An 18471-nucleotide genomic window follows, 5' to 3' on the forward strand; every position below is an offset into this window, starting at 1 on the left:
CCGGTCCTGCGTCTCGACCGCGGCAGGGTCGGACCGTGCGTTTCACGGTGCTCCACCCCGACCCTGCCCGCGGCCACGGTCTCGTCCCGACCGACGTCGAGGCGGACCGCGGCACCGCCCTGTCCGTGCTGCGCCCCGCCCTCGCCCGCGTGAGCGGGTACGCGGGATGGGCGAGCGCGGGTGTCCGGGCGTCCGTCGCGGACGCCGTGCTCGACGAGCACCACGTCGTCGGCCAGCCGCCGCTCGTCGAGGGCTGCGTCCTGCGCGCCGAGCCCGGCGCCCGACCGGACGCGGAGGTCGCGGTCGGTGCGGACTGGTTCGTCGCCGTCGTCGCAGGTCCGGACAGCGGCGGCCTCGCGGCCGTGCCGCCGACGGGGCAGCTGACCGTCGGCCCGTCCGCGGGTGCAGCCCTGCACCACCCTGCTCTGGCCGTCGACGATCCCGGGCTCCCCCGCGTGCAGGTCAGGCGACGCGGGGACCGCGTGCGGGTGCGGCGCGGCGACGGAGTGCTGTGGCGGCGCTGGCGTCCCCACCGCCCGCTGCGCCTCGGCGCGACCACGCTCGCACTGCGGGGCGCGACCCGCGACGAAGTGCCGAGAGCCGCCGAGCCCGGTCTCGAGTCCCGTCCCGCGACATGGCTGGCACCGCTCCTCGGGTCCGTCGCCCTCGCGGTCGCCCTGCGCCAACCCGTCCTGCTCCTCGCGGGCCTGGCCGTGCCCCTCGTCCTCGTCGGCACGGCTGCCGTCACCCGGTGGCGACGACGCCACGACTCCCGCGAGGACCCGACCGTGCGGGACCTCGCCGCCCTGGTCGCCGCCACCACCCGCGCCGCGGTCAGGGCAGAGGACCCGGTCGTTGTCGACCAGCCCTGGGACCCCGGAGGCACCCTGGCGGTCGTGGGCCCCCGTGCCCTGGCGCTGCCGGTCGCCCGGGGGGTCGCCCTCGGCACACTCGGCACCCACCTGACCGCCGCGCTCGTGGTCCGCACCCGCCGGCCGCAGGACTGGTCGTGGTGCGTGTGGGCGGCCGCGCCCGACGCGGAGCTGCCCGGTCCGGGTGGGATGCTCGTGGTCGCGGACGACCCACCGGACCCCGCGGCACTGGCCCGGTGGAGGGCGTCGGCGCCCGCGTCCCAGCGTCTGCTCCTGCTCGCCGAGTCCTCGGCGGCGGTTCCCGCGTGGTGCCGGGCACGGCTCGAGGTGGGACCGCGCGCGGTGCGGCTGCACGGAGCGGACGGCAGGGTGCACGACGTCCCCCGGCAGGCGGTCGGCACGGACCTCGCCCTGACACAGGTCCGCGCGGCGATGGCGGCCCGGGCGACGGCTGGCCGCGGCGCAGGCGACGAGTCGACCCTTCCCGTGCGCGCGTCGCTGGCCGCCCTCGAGGGCGTCCCCCTGCCGGACCAGGTGGCCGCAGCCTGGTCGACCTCCCGCAGCGGACTCGTCGTGGCGCTCGGGCTGGGACCCGGTGGCCGGACCGTCTGCGTCGACCTCGTCGCCGACGGGCCGCACGCGCTGGTCGCGGGGACGACGGGCGCCGGGAAGTCGGAGCTGCTCACCACCCTCGTCCTCACTCTCGCGCTGACGCACCCGCCGGACCGGCTCGCGATCCTGCTCGTCGACTTCAAGGGCGGGACCGGGCTCGGGGCGGTGGCCGGGCTCCCCCACGTGCTGGAGCACGTCACCGACCTCGACGCCGCGCACGCCCGTCGGGTCCTGGCCTCGCTGCGCGCGGAGCTGCGCCGACGCGAAGGGGTCCTGGCCGCGGCGGGTGCCCGCGACCTGCTGGAGCTCGACCCCGCAGACCCCACGACGCCGCCCCGCCTGCTCGTCGTGGTGGACGAGCTGAGGGCACTCACCGAGGACGTCCCCGACGCGTCCGCGGCGCTCACCCGGATCGCGGCCCAGGGCCGGGCGCTCGGCGTGCACCTCGTCCTGGCCACGCAGCGCCCCGCGGGGGCGGTCGGCGCCGACCTGCGCGCGAACGTCGCCCTGCGCATCGCCCTGCGGGTGACCGACCCGGCCGACTCGACCGACGTGCTGGACGCCCCCGACGCCGCCCGGCTCGACCCGGCGACCCCTGGTCGCGCGTGGGTGCGACGCGGGACCCGGCCGCTCGAACCGGTCCAGGTCGCGCGCCCCGTCCACGTGTCCGCCGCCCCGGCCGCGCGCCTCGCCCGCCCGGACGACGGCGCAGCCTGGTCACCGGCCCCGCAGGACGGTCCCCCGGGCGACGACCTGCGCGGGCAGTGGCTGCGGGCCGCGACGCTGGCGGCAGCCGACCGGCCCCCGGGCGAGGGCTGTCCCTGGCTGCCGGGCCTGCCGGCGGTCGTCCGCGCCGCCGACGTGCCGCTCGGGCACGGCCTCGGCCTCGCGGTCTCCGACCTGCCCGAGGAGCAGCGCCGGGGTGCGGTGCGGTGGGACCCCACCGACGGGCCGCTCCTGGTCCTGGGCGGCCCCCGGTCCGGCCGTACGACGACCCTCGTGACCGCGGGCCTCGCCGGGCTCGAGCAGGGCTGGTCCGTGCACACGGTCGGCCTGCCGCCGACGGCGGTCGAGCGGCTGCGGGCGGGCGACCGGCACGGACTGCTGGGCGGCGACCTGGAGACGGACGACGCCCGCGCGGTCGCCCGCCTGCTCGAGCTCCTGGCCGGGCCCGGACGCCCTCGCGCGCTCCTCCTCGTCGACCGCCTCGACCTGCTCCTGGACTCGCTCGGACGGCTCGCGCGGGGGGCGGGCACCGAGCGGCTGACGGCGCTCTGGCGCGGCGGTGCCGACGGCACGGCGCTCGCGGCCGGGGCGGACGCCGGTGCAGCCGCGATGCAGCACGCGGGCGCGTTCGCCCACCGCCTGGTCCTCCCGCTCGCCGACGCGGCGCTCGACGCGCTCGCGGGGGTGCCCGCGGCGCTGGCCGGCCGTCGCACCACACCGGGCAGGGCCGTGCACCTGCATGCGACGGGCGCCGACCTGTGCCAGGTCGTCCTACCCGGGCTGCCGGACGTCGGGGTCGCGGTGACCCACCGCCCGGACCGCGCCGTGGTGCTGGTGCGACCCCTGCCCGAGCACGTGGAGCTCCCCCGGGACGTCACCGCGGGGCCGGGCCACCTCGAGGTTCCCCTGGGACTCGGTGGCGACGATGCGGGCGTGGTGCGCGTGGACGTGGCGCAGGGGCTGCTGGTCGCCGGACCGCCCGGTTCGGGCCGATCCACGGTGCTGAGCGTGGTGGCTCACGGTCTTGTACGGGCCGGCGTGCGTGTCCTGCACCTCGTCGACCCCCTCGGTGGGCCGCGGACCACGCTGGTCGGGGTGCGGGACGTGACACCGGCGGACCTGGCGGTGGCGGACGGCTGCGACGCGGAGGTGCTCCTCGTCGACGACCTGGACGATCTCCTGCGCGACCACCCCGAGCTCGACGACCAGCTGCCCTCGTCCCTCAGCCTCGTCGCCGGCGTGACCTCGGCGGCGGCGGTGCACGCGTTCCGGGGCACCGTCGCGGCGCTCGTCCGCCGACGACGCGTTCTCGTCCTCGACGTGCACGACCACGCGTCAGCCGAGCTCGTGGGTGCGCGCGCGGCGTGGTGCGTCGAGCCGTCCCGTCGGCCCGCGGGACGGGGAGTCCTGCTGACCGGACGGGCCAGCCTCGTCGTGCAGGTCTATGCCGGCGGGTCCTGACGGTGCGCGGTCGCGGCCACCGCCGAGGGCAGCAGGAGCCCGACGCCGATCAGCACCGCCACGACCAGCACCACGACGGGCCAGACCGCCGGCTCCGCCCCGAGCCAGCTGATCGCGAGGACCACGAGCAGGATCTGCCACATGATCAACGGTGAGCGCGCCCACCGACGACCCCGCCAGAGCCCACGGGCTGCGAGCAGGAGCAGGAGCGCGACACCCACGGCGAATGCCACGAGGAACAGGCTCGCGCCCGGCATCGCCGCCGCCCCTCGCACGACGTCGGCGGCCCACGCGACGGCCAGGCCGAGGAAGGCGGCGGCCTCGAGGATCACCAGCAGGCAGACGATGAGGAGCACGGCGGGACGGCGTTCGGTCACAGGAAGGAGCCTAGGCACGCGACGCACGACGTGTCGCCGCCCCCGTTGACCTGCACCGACGCTCACTCTCCGTTACCACGGATCCGAGGTGACTCACGCCACCTCGTGTCGTTCGTCACCGCCGGGTGGCGACGCCCGGTCCTGGACGTTTGTCCGACTGTCCCCCTCACCTGCGGCAACATGCGGGACGCGTCGAGGCACAGCCGGTCCACAGGTGTGACGAACGCCTCAGTCGTTACGGATATGAAACCTCCTCGTAACCCTTGTGGAGTGACCGGACCGGTGCGAGCCTTGATGCAGTACGTCCCCCACCCCCGATCTCGCGTCCAGACTCGCGCGCCCTGACCCCGGGCGTCCCTCGACGTGTGCCTAGGAGAGAACTCATGGATTGGCGCCACCGCGCAGCGTGTCTCGACGAGGACCCGGAGCTGTTCTTCCCCATCGGGAACACCGGCCCCGCCCTGCTGCAGATCGACGAGGCGAAGGCCGTCTGCCGCCGCTGCCCCGTCGTCGACACGTGCCTGAAGTGGGCCATCGAGACCGGTCAGGACGCGGGCGTCTGGGGCGGCCTCTCCGAGGACGAGCGCCGCGCGCTCAAGCGTCGCACCGCGCGTCAGCGCCGCGCCGGCTGACCGCACCGACACCGCTCGACGTCCGGCCCCGCTGCGCACCGCGCGGCGGGGCTGAGTCATGTCCGGGCCGAGCCACGTCCGGGTCGGACCTTGCGGGCCGGTCGGCGGCCCCTGGACCTCCGCGAGGTCTGCCGCGTTGCTCGTGGCCGCTCGTCAGATCAGCGCCGCGGCGTCCCGAGGTCCACGCAGCCGCGCCTCGATGACCACGGACGTGCCGCCGCCCTCGCGGCTCGCCCACTCGATGGTGCCGCGCATCTCGTTGGTGACCAGGGTCGACACGATCTGCGTCCCGAGCCCGGTACCCGCCCCGCGCTCGGTAGGCAGCCCGGACCCGTCGTCGGCCACCTCGACGCGCAGCGCGTCGTCCTGCCGCGCGACGATGACCTCGACCGTCCCCGACTCGCGCCCCTCGAACCCGTGCTCGACCGCGTTCGTGACCAGCTCGGTCAGGATGAGCGCGAGCGCCGTGGCGTCCTCCGCGGGGATCGACCCGAACGACCCGCGCACCAGCGTGCGCACGTGCGCACCCTCCGTCGCCACGTCCGCGGCGAGCCGCAGGCTGCGACCGACGAGGTCGTCGAACGGCACGCTCTCGTCGAGCGTCTGCGACAACGTCTCGTGCACGAGCGCGATCGTGGCGACCCGCCGCATCGCCTCACCGAGCGCCTCCTTGGCCTCGGGCGACGCCACGCGCCGGGACTGGAGCCGCAAGAGGGCCGCGACCGTCTGGAGGTTGTTCTTCACGCGGTGGTGGATCTCGCGGATCGTGGCGTCCTTGGTGATGAGCTCGCGCTCGCGGCGCCGCAGCTCCGAGACGTCGCGGCACAGCAGCACCGCACCGACCCGCTGCCCGTGCTCGGTCAGGGGTACCGCGCGCAGCGACAGCGCGACCCCGCGCGCCTCGACGTCGACCCGCCACGGAGCACGCCCCATGAGCACCAGCGGCATCGACTCGTCGACGGTGTCGTGCTGCTCGATCAGCTCGGCGGTCACCTCGACCAGCGACCGCCCGACGAGGTCGCCCACCACGCCGAGCCGGTGGAAGCACGACAGGGCGTTGGGGCTCGCGTACAGCACCTCGCCCTCGGAGTTGAGGCGGACCAGCCCGTCCCCGACGCGCGGGGCTCCGCGGCGCGGCCCGGTAGGGGCGTCGGGAGCGGGGAACTCACCCCGACCGACCATCGCGAAGACGTCGTCGGCCGCCTCGACGTAGTTGAGCTCGAGACGGCTGGGGGTGCGCGCTCCTCCCAGGTTGGTCTGACGGGCGAGCACCGCGATGGCCTTGCCGCGCCGGACCACGGGGACGGCCTCCTCGCGCACCGCGTACGACCCGAACCAGCGCGGCTCGCGCGAGCGCTGCGCGGCGCGCTCGTCCAGCGACCGCTGCAGCTGGGGCCGCTGGCCCTCCGGGGCGCTCGACCCGACGACGTCGTCGTAGTGGACTGTCGCGCCGGTCGAGGGACGGGCCTGGGCGATCGCGACGAAGTCACCGTCCGTCGTGGGCAGCCACAGCACGAGGTCGGCGAACGCGAGGTCGGACAGCACCTGCCAGTCTCCGACCAGAAGGTGCAGCCACTCCAGGTCGTGAGCATCGAGCGCGGCGTATCGAGCGGCGAGGGTGCTCAGCGTGGACACGGGCACCAGGGTAGGTGGCGGCGGACCGGTGGTGAGCAGGACGGCCAGGACGTGGGCGGATAGCCTCGGAGCCACCGACTCGATCACCGAAGGACCCACCGTGCGACTGAGCGTGACTCTCGACCTCCCGACGGACGCGCACGCCGCGGCGCTGCTGCTGGCGGACCCCGAGTACGTGCACCAGAAGGTCCGTGCCAGCGGCGCGTTCGAGCAGCACGTGGACATCACCGGTTCCGCGGCCGACGCGTTCACGGTGACGACCCGGCGAGCCCTGCCCACCGACCAGATCCCTGCCCATCTGCGGAGCTTCGTCGGCAGCCAGATCGACGTGCGGCAGGTCGAGGCGTGGGAGGCACCCGCGCCGGACGGGTCCCGCGTCGGGACGGTCGTCGTGGAGATCGCCGGCGCCCCCGTCCGGCTCAGCGGACGCACCGCACTGACCCCGACCGGCACGGGTGCGACGACGGTGACGTACGACGGCGAGCTCCGCGCGAGCGTGCCGCTCTTCGCCTCCGCGATCGAGCAGGCGACCGCCGGTGCGATCCGGTCTGCGCTGGAGGTCGAGCAGGGTGTGGCACGCGAGTGGATCAGCGGTCGGGCCGGCGGTCCTGCCGATGGTCACGGACAGGCTCCGCAGCCGTAACGATTCGGTAACACGGACCGATGTCCATATCGCTCTGACCTGCAGGAACGTCGGTGTGGGATCGCTACCACGGCATTTCCCCCACTCCTCGTCCTTGACACTCGGTGAGGCGCCGACGACAGTACTCCGCAGCGCGTGGGAACGCTCCCGCAATCACTGCGGAAGGGAACGTGACCGCGCCGGGTCCACACGGCCCAACCCGATGTTCGCACGCCCCCTTCGGTGGGTGGACGACGGGTGCCCTAGGGGTACGGCGAGGACGCCGTCCGACTGACAAGGGAGTCACAGTGCGCAAGACCACCAGCAAGATGTGGGCAGCCGCGGCGGGGGTCACGGGCATCGCCCTCCTCGCCACCGCCTGCTCGGGCAACGCGGAGACGCCCAGCGACGAGGGTTCTGAGGGCGGTTCCGAGAACATCACCCTGACGCTGGGCACGTTCAACGAGCCCGGCTACACGGACGAGATGTTCGCCGCGTACGAGGCCGAGAACCCGGGCATCACGATCGAGAACAAGAAGGCCGCGACCTCGAACGAGGCCCGCGACAACCTGAACACGCGCCTCGCGTCGGGTTCGGGTTCCTCCGACATCGAGATGATCGAGATCGACTGGCTTCCGGAGCTCATGACGTACCCGGAGAAGTTCACCGACCTGTCGGACCCGGCCCTCGACGGCCGCTGGCTCGACTGGAAGGTCGCGCAGGCCACGACGCCTGACGGCATCCTCCTCGGCTACGGCACGGACATCGGCCCGGAGGCCATCGCGTTCCGCAGCGACCTGCTCGCCGCGGCCGGCCTGCCCTCCACCCGTGAGGAGGTCGCTGCCGAGCTCGGTGGCGCCGACGCCACGTGGGACGACTACTTCGCGTTCGGCAAGCGCTACACCGAGGCGACCGGCAAGCCCTTCTTCGACGCTGCTGGTGCCATCTACCAGGGCATGATCAACCAGGTCGAGAACGCCTACGAGGAGGAGGACGGCACGATCATCGCCGCCACCAACCCCGAGGTCAAGGAGATCTACGACGCCGTCACCACCGCCTCGGTCACCGACAACCTGTCGGCGCACCTCGGCCAGTGGAGCGACGACTGGACCGCCTCGTTCCAGACGGACGGCTTCGCGACCATGCTGGCCCCGGGCTGGATGCTCGGTGTCATCGAGGGCAACTCCGCCGGCGTCGTCGGCTGGGACATCGCGGACGTCTTCCCCGGCGGTGCCGGCAACTGGGGCGGTTCGTTCCTGACCGTTCCCGCGCAGAGCAAGCACCCTGAAGAGGCCAAGAAGCTCGCTGCGTGGCTCACCGCCCCGGAGCAGCAGATCCAGGCGTACAAGAACAAGGGCACGTTCCCGAGCCAGGTCGAGGCGCTCGCCTCGGAGGAGCTGCTCAGCTCCACGAACGCGTTCTTCAACGACGCCCCGGCCGGCCAGATCCTGGCCAACCGCGCCGTCGGCATCGTCGCCCCGTTCAAGGGCCCGAACTACTTCGCCGTCAACGACGCGATGCAGTCGGCTCTGACCGAGGTCGACGTCAACGGTGGTGACGCCGCTGCACAGTGGGACACGTTCGTCTCCGCGGTCAACGCACTCGGCTGACGCACGCCACGGGGCCGGGCCGATGGGTCAATCCATCGGCCCGGCCCTGCCCGCGTAGGCTCCTGACCACCGCCACGAAGGACACCTGATGGCCACCTCCACCACCCCACCCCAGCTCGACAGCGGTCGGCTGCGCGACCCCGAGCGCGCCCCGCGCCGGGTCGGCTTCAGCCAGACCCTCGGTCGCTGGGACGTCAAGGTCTCGCCCTACCTCTACATCTCGCCGTTCTTCATCCTCTTCGCTCTCACGGGTCTGTTCCCGCTCGTGTACACGGCCTACGTGTCCGTGCACGACTGGAACCTGATCGGCGGCAAGGGTGCCTTCGTCGGCTTCGAGAACTACCTGTTCGTCGTCCAGGAGCCGAACTTCTGGAAGAGCCTGCGCAACACGTTCAGCATCTTCCTCCTGTCGACGGTCCCCCAGCTGATCATCGCGATCGTGCTCGCGGCCCTCCTCGACGCGAACCTGCGCGCGCGCACCTTCTGGCGGATGGGCGTCCTCCTGCCCTACGTCGTCGCGCCGGTCGCTGTCAGCCTCATCTTCGGCAAGCTCTTCGCCGACAAGTCCGGTCTCATCAACACGGTGCTCGGCTACGTCGGCATCGACCCGATCGGCTGGCACGCGCAGATCCTGCCCAGCCACATCGCGATCGCGACGATGGTGGACTTCCGCTGGACCGGCTACAACACGCTGATCCTGCTCGCCGCGATGCAGGCCATCCCGCGCGACCTGTACGAGGCGGCCGTCCTGGACGGTGCCACGCGGGTGCGCCAGTTCTTCTCGGTCACCGTCCCGATGCTGCGCCCGACGATCATCTTCGTGGTCATCACGTCGACGATCGGTGGCCTGCAGATCTTCGACGAGCCACGCCTGTTCGACCAGACCGGCCAAGGTGGCCCGAGCCGCCAGTGGATGACGGCGACCATGTACATCTACGAGCTCGGCTGGGGCAACCAGAAGAGCTTCGGACGAGCGTCCGCGGTCGCGTGGATCCTGTTCGTCATCATCCTCGTCATCGGCCTGATCAACTTCTCGATCACGCGCAGGATCTCGTCCGACTCGTCGACGACCAAGCGGAAGAAGGTTTCCCGATGAGCGCCCCCTCGCTCCCGGTCATCCAGCAGACCGCCGGCCGCGGCGCTGCCCGCGCCGCCGGGCGCAGCCGCTCGACGGCCGCAGGCTCCGAGCGCCGGCCGGGCTGGGTCACGTACGCCCTGATCGGCGTCGCGGTCGCCCTGGCCATCGCGCCGCTGTACTACGCCTTCCTGCTCGCGTCGTCGAACTCGGCGTACATCGCGCAGAACCCGATCCCGTCGCTGATCCCGCAGGGCGAGTTCTTCACGAACGTCGGCAAGGTCCTCAACGGCGACATCCCGTTCTGGAAGGCGCTCGGCAACTCGATCATCGTCGGGACGATCACCGCGCTCTCCGTGGTGCTGTTCTCCACGCTGGCCGGGTTCTCGTTCTCCAAGCTGCGGTTCCGTGGACGCAACGCCCTGCTGGTGTTCGTCATCGCCACGACCGCCGTGCCGACGCAGCTCGGCATCGTCCCGCTGTTCATCGTCATGTCCCAGCTCGGGTGGACCGGCAAGCTCGTCGCCGTCATCGTCCCGGGTCTGGTCACCGCGTTCGGTGTCTTCTGGATGACGCAGTACCTCGAGTCGGCCCTGCCGTACGAGCTCGTCGAGGCCGCTCGCGTCGACGGCGCATCGATGATCCGGACCTTCTGGCACATCGCCCTCCCGGCGGCGCGCCCGGCGGCCGTGATGCTCGGCCTCTTCACGTTCGTCTCGTCGTGGACGAACTTCTTCTGGCCGTTCATCGTCCTGGGACCGCAGAACCCGACTCTGCCGGTCGTCCTCCAGCTGCTCCAGGCGTCGTACTTCAAGGACATGTCCCTGATCATGGCGGGCGTCACCATCTCCACGATCCCGCTCATCATCCTGTTCTTCATCGCCGGCCGTCAGCTCGTCGCCGGCATCATGCAGGGTGCCGTCAAGGGCTGATCCGCGCACACTGTTCGTGGCACGCCCCGGGCGTGAGCCCGGTGGATGGGAAGGGCGGGGTGCTACCCCAGCACCCCGCCTTTCTCATCACCAGCTAGTCATCGCTGCCTCGGCAGCCACAGGAGGGAAGACCAACGGTGGTCGACAACATCCCGGTCCACGTGGACCCTGCGCGGCCTGCCGCGCCGACGCTCGAGCAGGTCGCCGAGCGCGCCGGTGTCTCACGCTCAACAGCTTCCCGCGCCATCAACGGTGGTCTGCGCGTGTCTCCCGAGGCGCTCGCCTCGGTCGAGGCCGCGGTGACCGATCTCGGGTACACCCCGAACCGCGCTGCACGCTCGCTGGTCACCAAGCGCACGGACTCGATCGCCCTCGTGGTGCCCGAGCCCGACGAGCGCGTGCTGTCCGACCCGTTCTTCGCGGGCACCCTGAACGGGCTGAGCACCTCGCTCGCGGACTCGGACATGCAGGTGGTGCTCGTCATCGCCCGGCCGGGTGAGAGCGAGCGCACGGTCCGCTACCTGCGCAACGGTCACGTCGACGGTGCGATCGTCGTGTCGCACCACGCGAACGACGAGCTCGACCGCGCACTGCAGATCAGCCGCGTGCCGAACGTGTTCGTCGGCCGCCCGCTCTCCGCGGACGAGCGCGACGTCCAGTACGTCGACACCGACAACGTCGAGGGCGGTCGGCTGGCCACCCAGCACCTCATCGACCGGGGCTGTCGACGCATCGCGACGATCGCCGGTCCGGCGGACATGTCCGCCGGCATCGACCGACTCACCGGCTGGCGCAACGCGATCCGTGCCGCCGGGATGCCGGACGACGCGGTGGTGCGCGGGGACTTCACGATGGCCTCCGGCACGATCGCCGTCCGTGAGCTGCTCGCACGGTTCCCCGACGTCGACGCCATCTTCATCGCGTCCGACCTGATGGCAGCGGGCGCGCTCAGCGTGCTGGCCGAGCACGGCAAGGATGTCCCGGGGGACATCGCCGTGGTCGGGTACGACAACCTCGGGGTCGCGGCGTCGACCACTCCCCCGCTGACCAGCGTGATCCAGCCTGTCGTCGCGATGGCTCGCGCTGCGGGTGCCCGTCTCCTGGACCAGCTGAACGGTGCGCCGCCGTCGCCGCCGCTGATCTTCGCGCCCGAGCTGGTCATCCGCGCCTCGGCGTAGACGCTCGGACGAACGGCCCGGTGGGACGTCCCACCGGGCCGTTGCGCGTTCCTCAGTCCGTCGTCGGCGGCACGTGCCCGAACCGGTGCAGCGTGCGGCTCACCGCCTGCTCGCGGACGACCGTGAGCAGCTCGCGCGCGGCGCTGGCGAGCACGGGTCCGTCAAGCACCGTGACCTCGCCGACGCGCGTCGCCGCTGCGTCGCGCAGGCCGGGCGCCGATCCGACCACCCGTACCCGGCCGGTCACCGCACCGGCGCGGACCCGCGCGGCGAACGCCTCGTGGGACTCACCGGAGACGTCGCTGACCGTCACGCGGATCCCGGCGGTCCGTGCTGCGTGGCACACCCGGTCGACCTCCCGGGCGGGTGCGTCGGAGCCGGTCCGGACGGTGAGCTGCGGGACACGCCGGTAGCGCAGGACGTTGGCCTCGACGCGCAACCCGGACGGGTCGTGCTCGCGGGAGAGCTCGTCGGCCCACACGCGTGCGTCGTCGGCCTGCGCCCAGGCGAGCCAGGCGTCGTCGTCCTGCGGGACCTCGGCGGAGTCCTGCCAGTCGCCGATCTGCGCGACGTAGTGAGGTCCACCGGCCTTGGCACCGGGACCGACGGTGGACGCCTTCCACCCGCCGAACGGCTGGCGCTGCACGATCGCCCCGGTGATGTGCCGGTTGACGTACGCGTTGCCCACCTCGACGCGGTCCAGCCAGTGGTCGATCTCGGCCTCGTCGAGGGAGTGCAGCCCACCGGTGAGTCCGAACGCCACGGCGTTCTGCAGGTCGATCGCCTCGTCGAGGGTCTCGACGCGCATGATCCCGAGCACGGGACCGAAGCACTCCGTGGTGTGGAACCAGGACCCGGGTGCGACGCCGTACTTCACGCCAGGGCTCCACAGTCGGCCCTCGCCGTCCAGCTGCCGCGGCGCGACGAGCCACGACTCGCCGGGGTCGAGCGTGGTCAGGGCGCGCAGGAGCTTGCCGCTCGCCGGCTCGGTCAGGGGACCGACGGACGTGCCGAGGTCGGTCGCCGGCCCGACGCGCAGGGACGCGACGGCGTCGGCGAGCTGGCGGCGCAACCGGTCGGAGCGACCCGCGGAGCCGACGAGGATCGCCAGGGACGCCGCAGAGCACTTCTGGCCGGCGTGCCCGAACGCGGAGCGCACCAGGTCGGCGACCGCGAGGTCCACGTCGGCGGACGGGGTGATGACCAGCGCGTTCTTGCCGGACGTCTCGGCGAGGACGTCGAGGTCGGTCCGCCAGCCGGCGAACAGCTGCGCGGTCTCGATGGAGCCGGTGAGGATGACGCGGGCGACGTCGGGGTGGGTGACCAGCCGACGTCCGACGTCCCCCTCGGGGCTCAGCACGACCGTGAGGATGCCGCCGGGTGCGCCTGCCTCGTCGAGCCCGCGCTGGATCGCCGCCATCGCGACCTGCCCGCACCGCAGCGCCTGGGGTGCCGGCTTGACCAGCACCGGGCTCCCCGCGGCGAGGGAGGCGAGGACCGAACCGACGGGGATCGCCACCGGGAAGTTCCACGGCGGCGTGACCACGGTGAGACCGGTGGGGCGGTGCACGGCGCCGGGGACGGAGCCGTCGGCGAGCTCGGCCGCCCGGTCGGCGTAGTAGCGGGCGAAGTCGACGGCCTCGCTGACCTCCGGGTCGGCCTCCGCGACGGTCTTGCCCGTCTCGTGGACCATCGTCGCGACGAGGTCCGCCCGGGCGCCCTCCAGCGCGACGGCGACCGCGTGGAGCGCCCGGGCACGGTCCTCGGGCGATGTCGCGGCCCAGGCGGGCAGCGCCGCGGCGGCACGCGCGACGACCGCGTCGACGTCGTCCGTCGTGGCGACCGTGACCGCGCCCGCCGGCACCGGCACGTCCCGATCCGCCAGGGCCCGTGCCCATGCACGGGAGGCTGCCACGGCGGGGTCTGTGTCCGGGGTGTTGGTGAAGGCGGCGTCGACGGGCGGGCGACCCGAGCGCCGGGCCGCGGTCGACGGCTCGTCGCGGTCACGGAACGCCTCGCGGAACGCCGCCTCCTGGGCGTCCATCGCGGCGCCTTCCGCGAAGAGCGCGTGCAGGAAGTTCTGGCTCGCGGAGTTCTCCTCCAGACGCCGCACCAGGTAAGAGATCGCGACGTCGAAGTCGTGCCGGGCGACCACCGGCGTGTACAGGAGGACCGCGCCGACCTCGTCCCGCACCGCGCGCGCCTGGGCGGGTGCCATGCCCTGGAGCATCTCGACGTCGAGCGCCTCGCTGACCTCCCGCCGCTGCGCGAGCAGGTGGGCGGCGGCGACGTGGAACAGGTTGTGACTGGCGACGCCGACCCGCAAGGCGGACGTCCGAGCAGGGTCCAGGGACCGGTCGACGAGCCGCAGGTACGCCGCGTCGACCTCCGCCTTCGAGCCGTACGGTGCCTGCGGCCAGCCGTGCAGCTCGGCCTCGACCTGTTCCATCGCGAGGTTGGCGCCCTTGACCAGGCGGACCTTGAGGCGGGCGCCACCGGCGGCGCGACGTGCGACCGCGATCGCCGTGAGCTCGTCGAGGGCGTCGGCCGCGTCGGGTAGGTAGGCCTGCAGCACGATGCCCGCCTCGGCGTCCAGCAGGTCCGGGTCCATGACGAGCCGCTCGAACACCCGCACCGTCAGGGCGAGGTCGCGGTACTCCTCCATGTCGAGGTTGAGGAACGTCCCGTGCCGGGCCGCGGTCAGGTACAGGGGCCGCAGCCGGTCGACGACGCGCTCGACGCTCCCGTCGGTGTCCCACGTGGAGAGCTGGCTGGCCACCGCCGAGACCTTCACCGACACGTAGTCCACGTCGGGCCTCTCGACCAGTGCCGTCACGCGGGCCAGCCGTGCCGCGGCCTCCCGCTCCCCCAGCACGGCCTCCCCGAGCAGGTTGAGGTTGAGCCGGAAGCCCTCAGCCCGCGTCGCGGTCAGGTGCCCGGCCAGACCGGGACCGTCGTCGGCGACGAGGTGGCCGACGAGGCTGCGCAGCCGCATCCGGGCGGCCGGCACCACGACGTCGGGCAGCACGGGCGCGACCAGCGCACCGACCCCGAGCATCGCCCGGTCGAGCGGTCCGAGGAAGCTCGCCGCCGCGCCCGACGTGAGACCGGCGAGCTCCCGGGCCGCGACCCGGACGTCCTGCGGGCGGGCCACCCGGTCCACGAACCGCACCGCGAGCTCGAGACCCGCCGGGTCCGCGACGAGGGCCGCCAGCCGCCCCGTCGTGCGCCGTTCCGTGGCCGTCTGGCCCTCCGCCGTCGCCGAGAGCCAGGACCGGGCCAGCCGGATCGCGTCCTCGGTGACGTCGTCAGTCGTCGACATGCTGCTCCTTCGTCCGCCGGCCGGCCGGGTCGCGGCCGCACCTCGCTGTGCAAGTCGGCCGGATCCGGCCTGGGCCCAGTCTGGCTGTCAAGCGCCGTCCGTGCGACGTCCGTCGCTCGGATGCCGGTTGACCACCGCGTCGGCAGTCGTCAGGGTGAGCGCAACCGCACGCGACGCCGACGTCGACCCCGAGGGAAGACCTATGCCGACACCTGCACGCACCCGCCGCGCCCTGCTCTCCGGCCTGAGCGCCCTGGCCCTCCTCGCCGGTGGCATCGTCGCCGCCGCGCCGGCGGTCGCGGCCGACCGCCTCGACCCCGCGCTGCTCGAGGTGCAGCGGGGTTCGGGTGGCGTCGTCCAGCCGTTCGCCACGATCGAGAACGAGGAGGCCTTCTGCAAGTGGCTGACCGGGGTCTACGTCAACCACCCCACCTACTACACGGTGCGCGTCTACAACTGCCGGTCCACGGACATCTTCGTCAAGGCCGTGTACCTCAACGGCACGTTCGGGACCTGTGTCCTCGTCCCCGCCCGGCACTCGCGGCACCTCGGCGGGTCGATCGTGAAGCCGATCGACGACGCACAGATCTGCTGACCCCTGCCCGCTGGTCGGACACGCACGGCTCGCCTGTCGGTCCTCACGTGCGCGGGCGCCCGGTGATGCCACAGTGAGCACGTGACGGACCTCACAGCGGAGACCCCGCAGCAGACCACGCCCCTCGCCACCGCCAAGGCACAGCTTGCCGGTGCAGTCGAGATCCTCGGCTACACCGAGGGGCTCCACCGCATGCTCGCCACACCCCGGCGCGAGATGAACGTCGCTGTCCCCCTGCGTCGGGACGACGGCGAGATCGAGCTCTTCACCGGGTACCGCGTGCAGCACAACATCTCCCGCGGACCGGCGAAGGGCGGGCTGCGGTACTCGGCCGGAGTCGACGTCGACGAAGTCCGGGCGCTCGCCATGTGGATGACGTGGAAGTGTGCGGTCGTCGACGTGCCGTACGGCGGCGCCAAGGGCGGTGTCACCATCGACCCCCGGCTGTACAGCCAGGCCGAGCTCGAGCGGGTCACCCGGCGCTACACCAGCGAGATCATGCCGATCATCGGCCCCGAGCGGGACATCATGGCGCCGGACATCGGCACCAACGAGCAGACCATGGCGTGGGTCATGGACACGTACTCCGTGAACCTCGGCTACACCATCCCCGCCGTGACGACCGGCAAGCCGCTGGCCGTCGGGGGTTCCCTCGGTCGGGCGACCGCCACGTCCCGCGGGGTCGTGCACTCGGCCGTCGCCGCGCTGGGCGACGCGGGCGTGCAGCTGCGCGAGGTCAGCGCCGCGGTGCAGGGGTTCGGCAAGGTCGGGTCGCACGCCTCCCGGTTCCTGCACGACGCGGGCACCCGCGTGGTGGCGGTGAGCGACGAGCAAGGCGGTGTCAGGAACAACGACGGGCTCGACATCAACGCGCTCGAACGCCACGTGGCGGCGACGGGCACCGTCGTCGGCTTCGAGGGCGGCGAGGCCATCGACAACACCGAGCTCCTCGCGCTCGACGTCGACCTGCTCATCCCGGCCGCCGTCGAGGGTGTGCTGGACGCCGAGGCGGCCGGCCGGGTCAAAGCGCGGTGGGTGGTCGAGGCCGCCAACGGCCCGACGACGCACGAGGGTGACCGGGTGCTCGCCGAGCGCGGCGTGGTCGTCGTGCCCGACATCCTGGCCAACGCCGGCGGTGTCGTCGTGTCCTACTTCGAGTGGGTGCAGGCCAACCAGGCGTACTGGTGGACCGAGCGCGAGATCGAGGACCGGCTCGAGCACCGCATGATCACGGCCCACCGGGCGGTGGCCGCCGTCGCCAGCGCCGAGGGGATCTCGCTGCGCGACGCGGCCCTGACCATCGGGGTGCGACGCGTCGCCGAGGCGCACCAGATCCGCGGCCTCTACCCCTGACGCGTTCCCGGGAGTACCGACGGGGGTGCAGGTGTTGCTGACGGGGTGACCCGTCGTAACCCTGTGCCCCTGTCCGTGCTCGACACCTCCCCCGTCGCCGTCGGGCAGACCTCCGGTGACGCCCTCGCTGCGACGACCGCGCTGGCTCGCGTCGCCGAGGCCGCCGGCTACGCGCGCTACTGGGTGGCCGAGCACCACGCGATGCCCGCGGTCGCCTCGACGTCGCCCGGTGTCCTGCTGGCGCACCTGGCCGCGTCGACGGACCGCATCCGGCTCGGCTCCGGCGGCGTCATGCTCCCCAACCACCCGACGCTGGTCGTCGCCGAGCAGTTCGCGATGCTCGAGGCGCTGCACCCCGGCCGCATCGACCTGGGGATCGGCCGGGCGCCCGGTGCGGACCCCATGACCGCGGCGGCGCTCCGACGCACCGTGGAGGGCCTGGGCGCGGAGGACTTCCCTGCGGAGGTCATCGACGTGCTGGCGCTGCTCGGCCAGAAGCTCCCCGGCCGGGCCGGGTCGTTGCGGGCGTCCCGGCTGTCCGCCACGCCGGTCGCCACGTCGTCGCCGCAGGTGTGGCTGCTGGGCTCCAGCACGTTCAGTGCCGAGCTGGCCGGCTCGCTGGGCCTGCCGTTCAGCTACGCGCACCACTTCAACACCGGTCAGACCCTCCAGGCCGCCGACGCCTACCGCCGCGCCTTCCGGCCGTCACCGGTCCTCGACGCCCCGCACCTGATGGTGTCGGCCTCGGTGCTCGTCGCGGACTCCGACGACGAGGCGCACTACCTGGCGGGACCCAGCAGAGTGATGGCGCTGTCGCTGCGGACCGGCCGCCCGCTCGGGCCGATCGTGTCCCCCGAGGACGCCGCCCGCGAGCTCGGCGCGCTCGACCCCGCCGCGGCCGCCGACTTCTTCGCGCGCGTGCCCGGAACCCAGATCGCCACGACCGCGGACCGCGCCGTCGATGAGCTCGCCGCGCTGATCGAGCGGACGGGGGCCGACGAGCTCATGATCACCGGCACGGCGTTCGACCTGGCGACCCGGGTCCACACCCTGGAGCAGATCGCCGCGCGGTGGCCGTCAGAGGCCGTCGCCGCCTGAGGGGCTACGTCGGCTCGTCCCCGGCGTGCGGGTCGCGGACGAGGCGCGCGTGCAGGATGCCGGTGAGCTCCAGCGTGTCGCCATCAGGTGCCGAGACCGTCGAAGGCTCCCCCAGCAGGCGCAGCACCTGCTGCTCTCGGGTCATCGCGTCCGGCGGTCCGGCCATGAGCGTGGACACGACAGGGCCGAACGTCAGCGTCTGACCGTCCAGCCGCCACGTGCCACGCACCCGGTTGACGCCGGCGAGCCCGAACACCTGGCCGTCGCCGTCGAACGTCAGGAACGGGGTCGCACGCTGCGCCCCGTCGATGTCGGCACCCTCGAGCGCCGTGAACCGCCACGTCCCCGCCAGATCGACCATCAGTCGATCA

14 protein-coding genes are annotated in these 18471 nt (G+C 73.0%); 10 read left to right on the top strand and 4 right to left on the bottom strand.

The genetic code is table 11. The features are described from left to right. The first annotated feature begins 35 nt into the window (after positions 1-35). Positions 36-3671 carry an FtsK/SpoIIIE domain-containing protein gene (locus ASF78_RS04970; RefSeq protein WP_056585373.1) on the top strand — a complete coding sequence of 1212 codons (3636 nt, stop codon included), beginning with the start codon at positions 36-38 and terminating at the stop codon, positions 3669-3671. Here the strand turns inward: ASF78_RS04970 and ASF78_RS04975 are convergent. After that, positions 3653-4048 carry a hypothetical protein gene (locus tag ASF78_RS04975; protein ID WP_056585375.1) on the bottom strand — a complete coding sequence of 132 codons (396 nt, stop codon included), beginning with the start codon at positions 4046-4048 and terminating at the stop codon, positions 3653-3655. The two genes, ASF78_RS04970 and ASF78_RS04975, sit on opposite strands and share 19 nt — an antisense overlap. A gap of 383 nt (positions 4049-4431) precedes the next feature. On the opposite strand from ASF78_RS04975, the gene ASF78_RS04980 reads away from it, so the two are divergent. Continuing rightward, entirely contained in the window at positions 4432-4680 is a 249-nt protein-coding gene (locus tag ASF78_RS04980) for a WhiB family transcriptional regulator (protein ID WP_055912771.1), read from the top strand. Between the two features lie 153 nt (positions 4681-4833). Here ASF78_RS04980 and ASF78_RS04985 read toward each other — a convergent pair whose 3' ends face one another. Further along, entirely contained in the window at positions 4834-6315 is a 1482-nt protein-coding gene (locus tag ASF78_RS04985) for a sensor histidine kinase (RefSeq protein ID WP_056588180.1), read from the bottom strand. Positions 6316-6415: 100 nt separating this feature from the next. On the opposite strand from ASF78_RS04985, the gene ASF78_RS04990 reads away from it, so the two are divergent. The 5 genes from ASF78_RS04990 (at position 6416) to ASF78_RS05010 (ending at position 11732) form a co-directional block, all read left to right on the top strand. Then, complete coding sequence (locus ASF78_RS04990) at positions 6416-6958, top strand: DUF2505 domain-containing protein (protein WP_056585377.1); 543 nt, start codon at positions 6416-6418, stop codon at positions 6956-6958. Positions 6959-7245: 287 nt separating this feature from the next. Further along, a complete protein-coding gene (locus ASF78_RS04995; protein WP_235518387.1) occupies positions 7246-8547 on the top strand; it encodes an ABC transporter substrate-binding protein in 1302 nt (433 codons plus the stop codon). Between the two features lie 88 nt (positions 8548-8635). Then, positions 8636-9643, top strand: coding sequence for a carbohydrate ABC transporter permease (locus tag ASF78_RS05000; protein ID WP_056585379.1), 1008 nt, complete (start codon positions 8636-8638; stop codon positions 9641-9643). Then, entirely contained in the window at positions 9640-10554 is a 915-nt protein-coding gene (locus ASF78_RS05005) for a carbohydrate ABC transporter permease (RefSeq protein WP_056585380.1), read from the top strand. The genes ASF78_RS05000 and ASF78_RS05005 overlap by 4 nt, the downstream gene beginning before the upstream one ends. Before the next feature lie 137 nt (positions 10555-10691). After that, complete coding sequence (locus tag ASF78_RS05010) at positions 10692-11732, top strand: LacI family DNA-binding transcriptional regulator (protein WP_056585382.1); 1041 nt, start codon at positions 10692-10694, stop codon at positions 11730-11732. Positions 11733-11784: 52 nt separating this feature from the next. Here the strand turns inward: ASF78_RS05010 and ASF78_RS05015 are convergent, their stop codons facing one another. After that, the gene (locus tag ASF78_RS05015; protein ID WP_056585384.1) at positions 11785-15054 is read right to left on the bottom strand and encodes a bifunctional proline dehydrogenase/L-glutamate gamma-semialdehyde dehydrogenase; all 3270 of its coding nucleotides are present in this window, start codon (positions 15052-15054) and stop codon (positions 11785-11787) included. Between the two features lie 202 nt (positions 15055-15256). Here ASF78_RS05015 and ASF78_RS05020 point away from each other — a divergent pair, with 202 nt between their 5' ends. The 3 genes from ASF78_RS05020 to ASF78_RS05030 all read left to right on the top strand — a co-directional run bounded on the left by ASF78_RS05020 (position 15257) and on the right by ASF78_RS05030 (position 18100). Further along, positions 15257-15649, top strand: a complete 393-nt coding sequence (locus tag ASF78_RS05020; protein ID WP_056585386.1) for a hypothetical protein — start codon at positions 15257-15259, stop codon at positions 15647-15649. Between the two features lie 81 nt (positions 15650-15730). Further along, on the top strand, positions 15731-17002 hold the full coding sequence (locus ASF78_RS05025; RefSeq protein WP_056585388.1) for a Glu/Leu/Phe/Val dehydrogenase: 1272 nt from the start codon (positions 15731-15733) through the stop codon (positions 17000-17002). A 45-nt stretch (positions 17003-17047) separates the two neighbouring features. Beyond that, a complete protein-coding gene (locus ASF78_RS05030; RefSeq protein ID WP_056585390.1) occupies positions 17048-18100 on the top strand; it encodes an LLM class flavin-dependent oxidoreductase in 1053 nt (350 codons plus the stop codon). 4 nt (positions 18101-18104) lie between these two features. Here ASF78_RS05030 and ASF78_RS05035 read toward each other — a convergent pair whose 3' ends face one another. After that, a complete protein-coding gene (locus ASF78_RS05035; protein ID WP_056585392.1) occupies positions 18105-18461 on the bottom strand; it encodes an META domain-containing protein in 357 nt (118 codons plus the stop codon). Between the last annotated feature and the right edge of the window lie 10 nt (positions 18462-18471).

Origin of the sequence: Cellulomonas sp. Leaf334 (genome assembly GCF_001424195.1) — a bacterium.
In the GTDB taxonomy this organism is placed as follows: Bacteria; Actinomycetota; Actinomycetes; order Actinomycetales; family Cellulomonadaceae; genus Cellulomonas.

Bases quoted from the DNA above. Each gene is read 5' to 3' on its own strand.
- ASF78_RS04980 (WP_055912771.1), top strand. From the start codon at position 4,432: ATGGATTGGCGCCACCGCGCAGCGTGTCTCGACGAGGACCCGGAGCTG.
- ASF78_RS05000 (WP_056585379.1), top strand. From the start codon at position 8,636: ATGGCCACCTCCACCACCCCACCCCAGCTCGACAGCGGTCGGCTGCGC.
- ASF78_RS05005 (WP_056585380.1), top strand. From the start codon at position 9,640: ATGAGCGCCCCCTCGCTCCCGGTCATCCAGCAGACCGCCGGCCGCGGC.
- ASF78_RS05015 (WP_056585384.1), bottom strand. From the start codon at position 15,054: ATGTCGACGACTGACGACGTCACCGAGGACGCGATCCGGCTGGCCCGG.
- ASF78_RS05020 (WP_056585386.1), top strand. From the start codon at position 15,257: ATGCCGACACCTGCACGCACCCGCCGCGCCCTGCTCTCCGGCCTGAGC.
- ASF78_RS05035 (WP_056585392.1), bottom strand. From the start codon at position 18,461: ATGGTCGATCTGGCGGGGACGTGGCGGTTCACGGCGCTCGAGGGTGCC.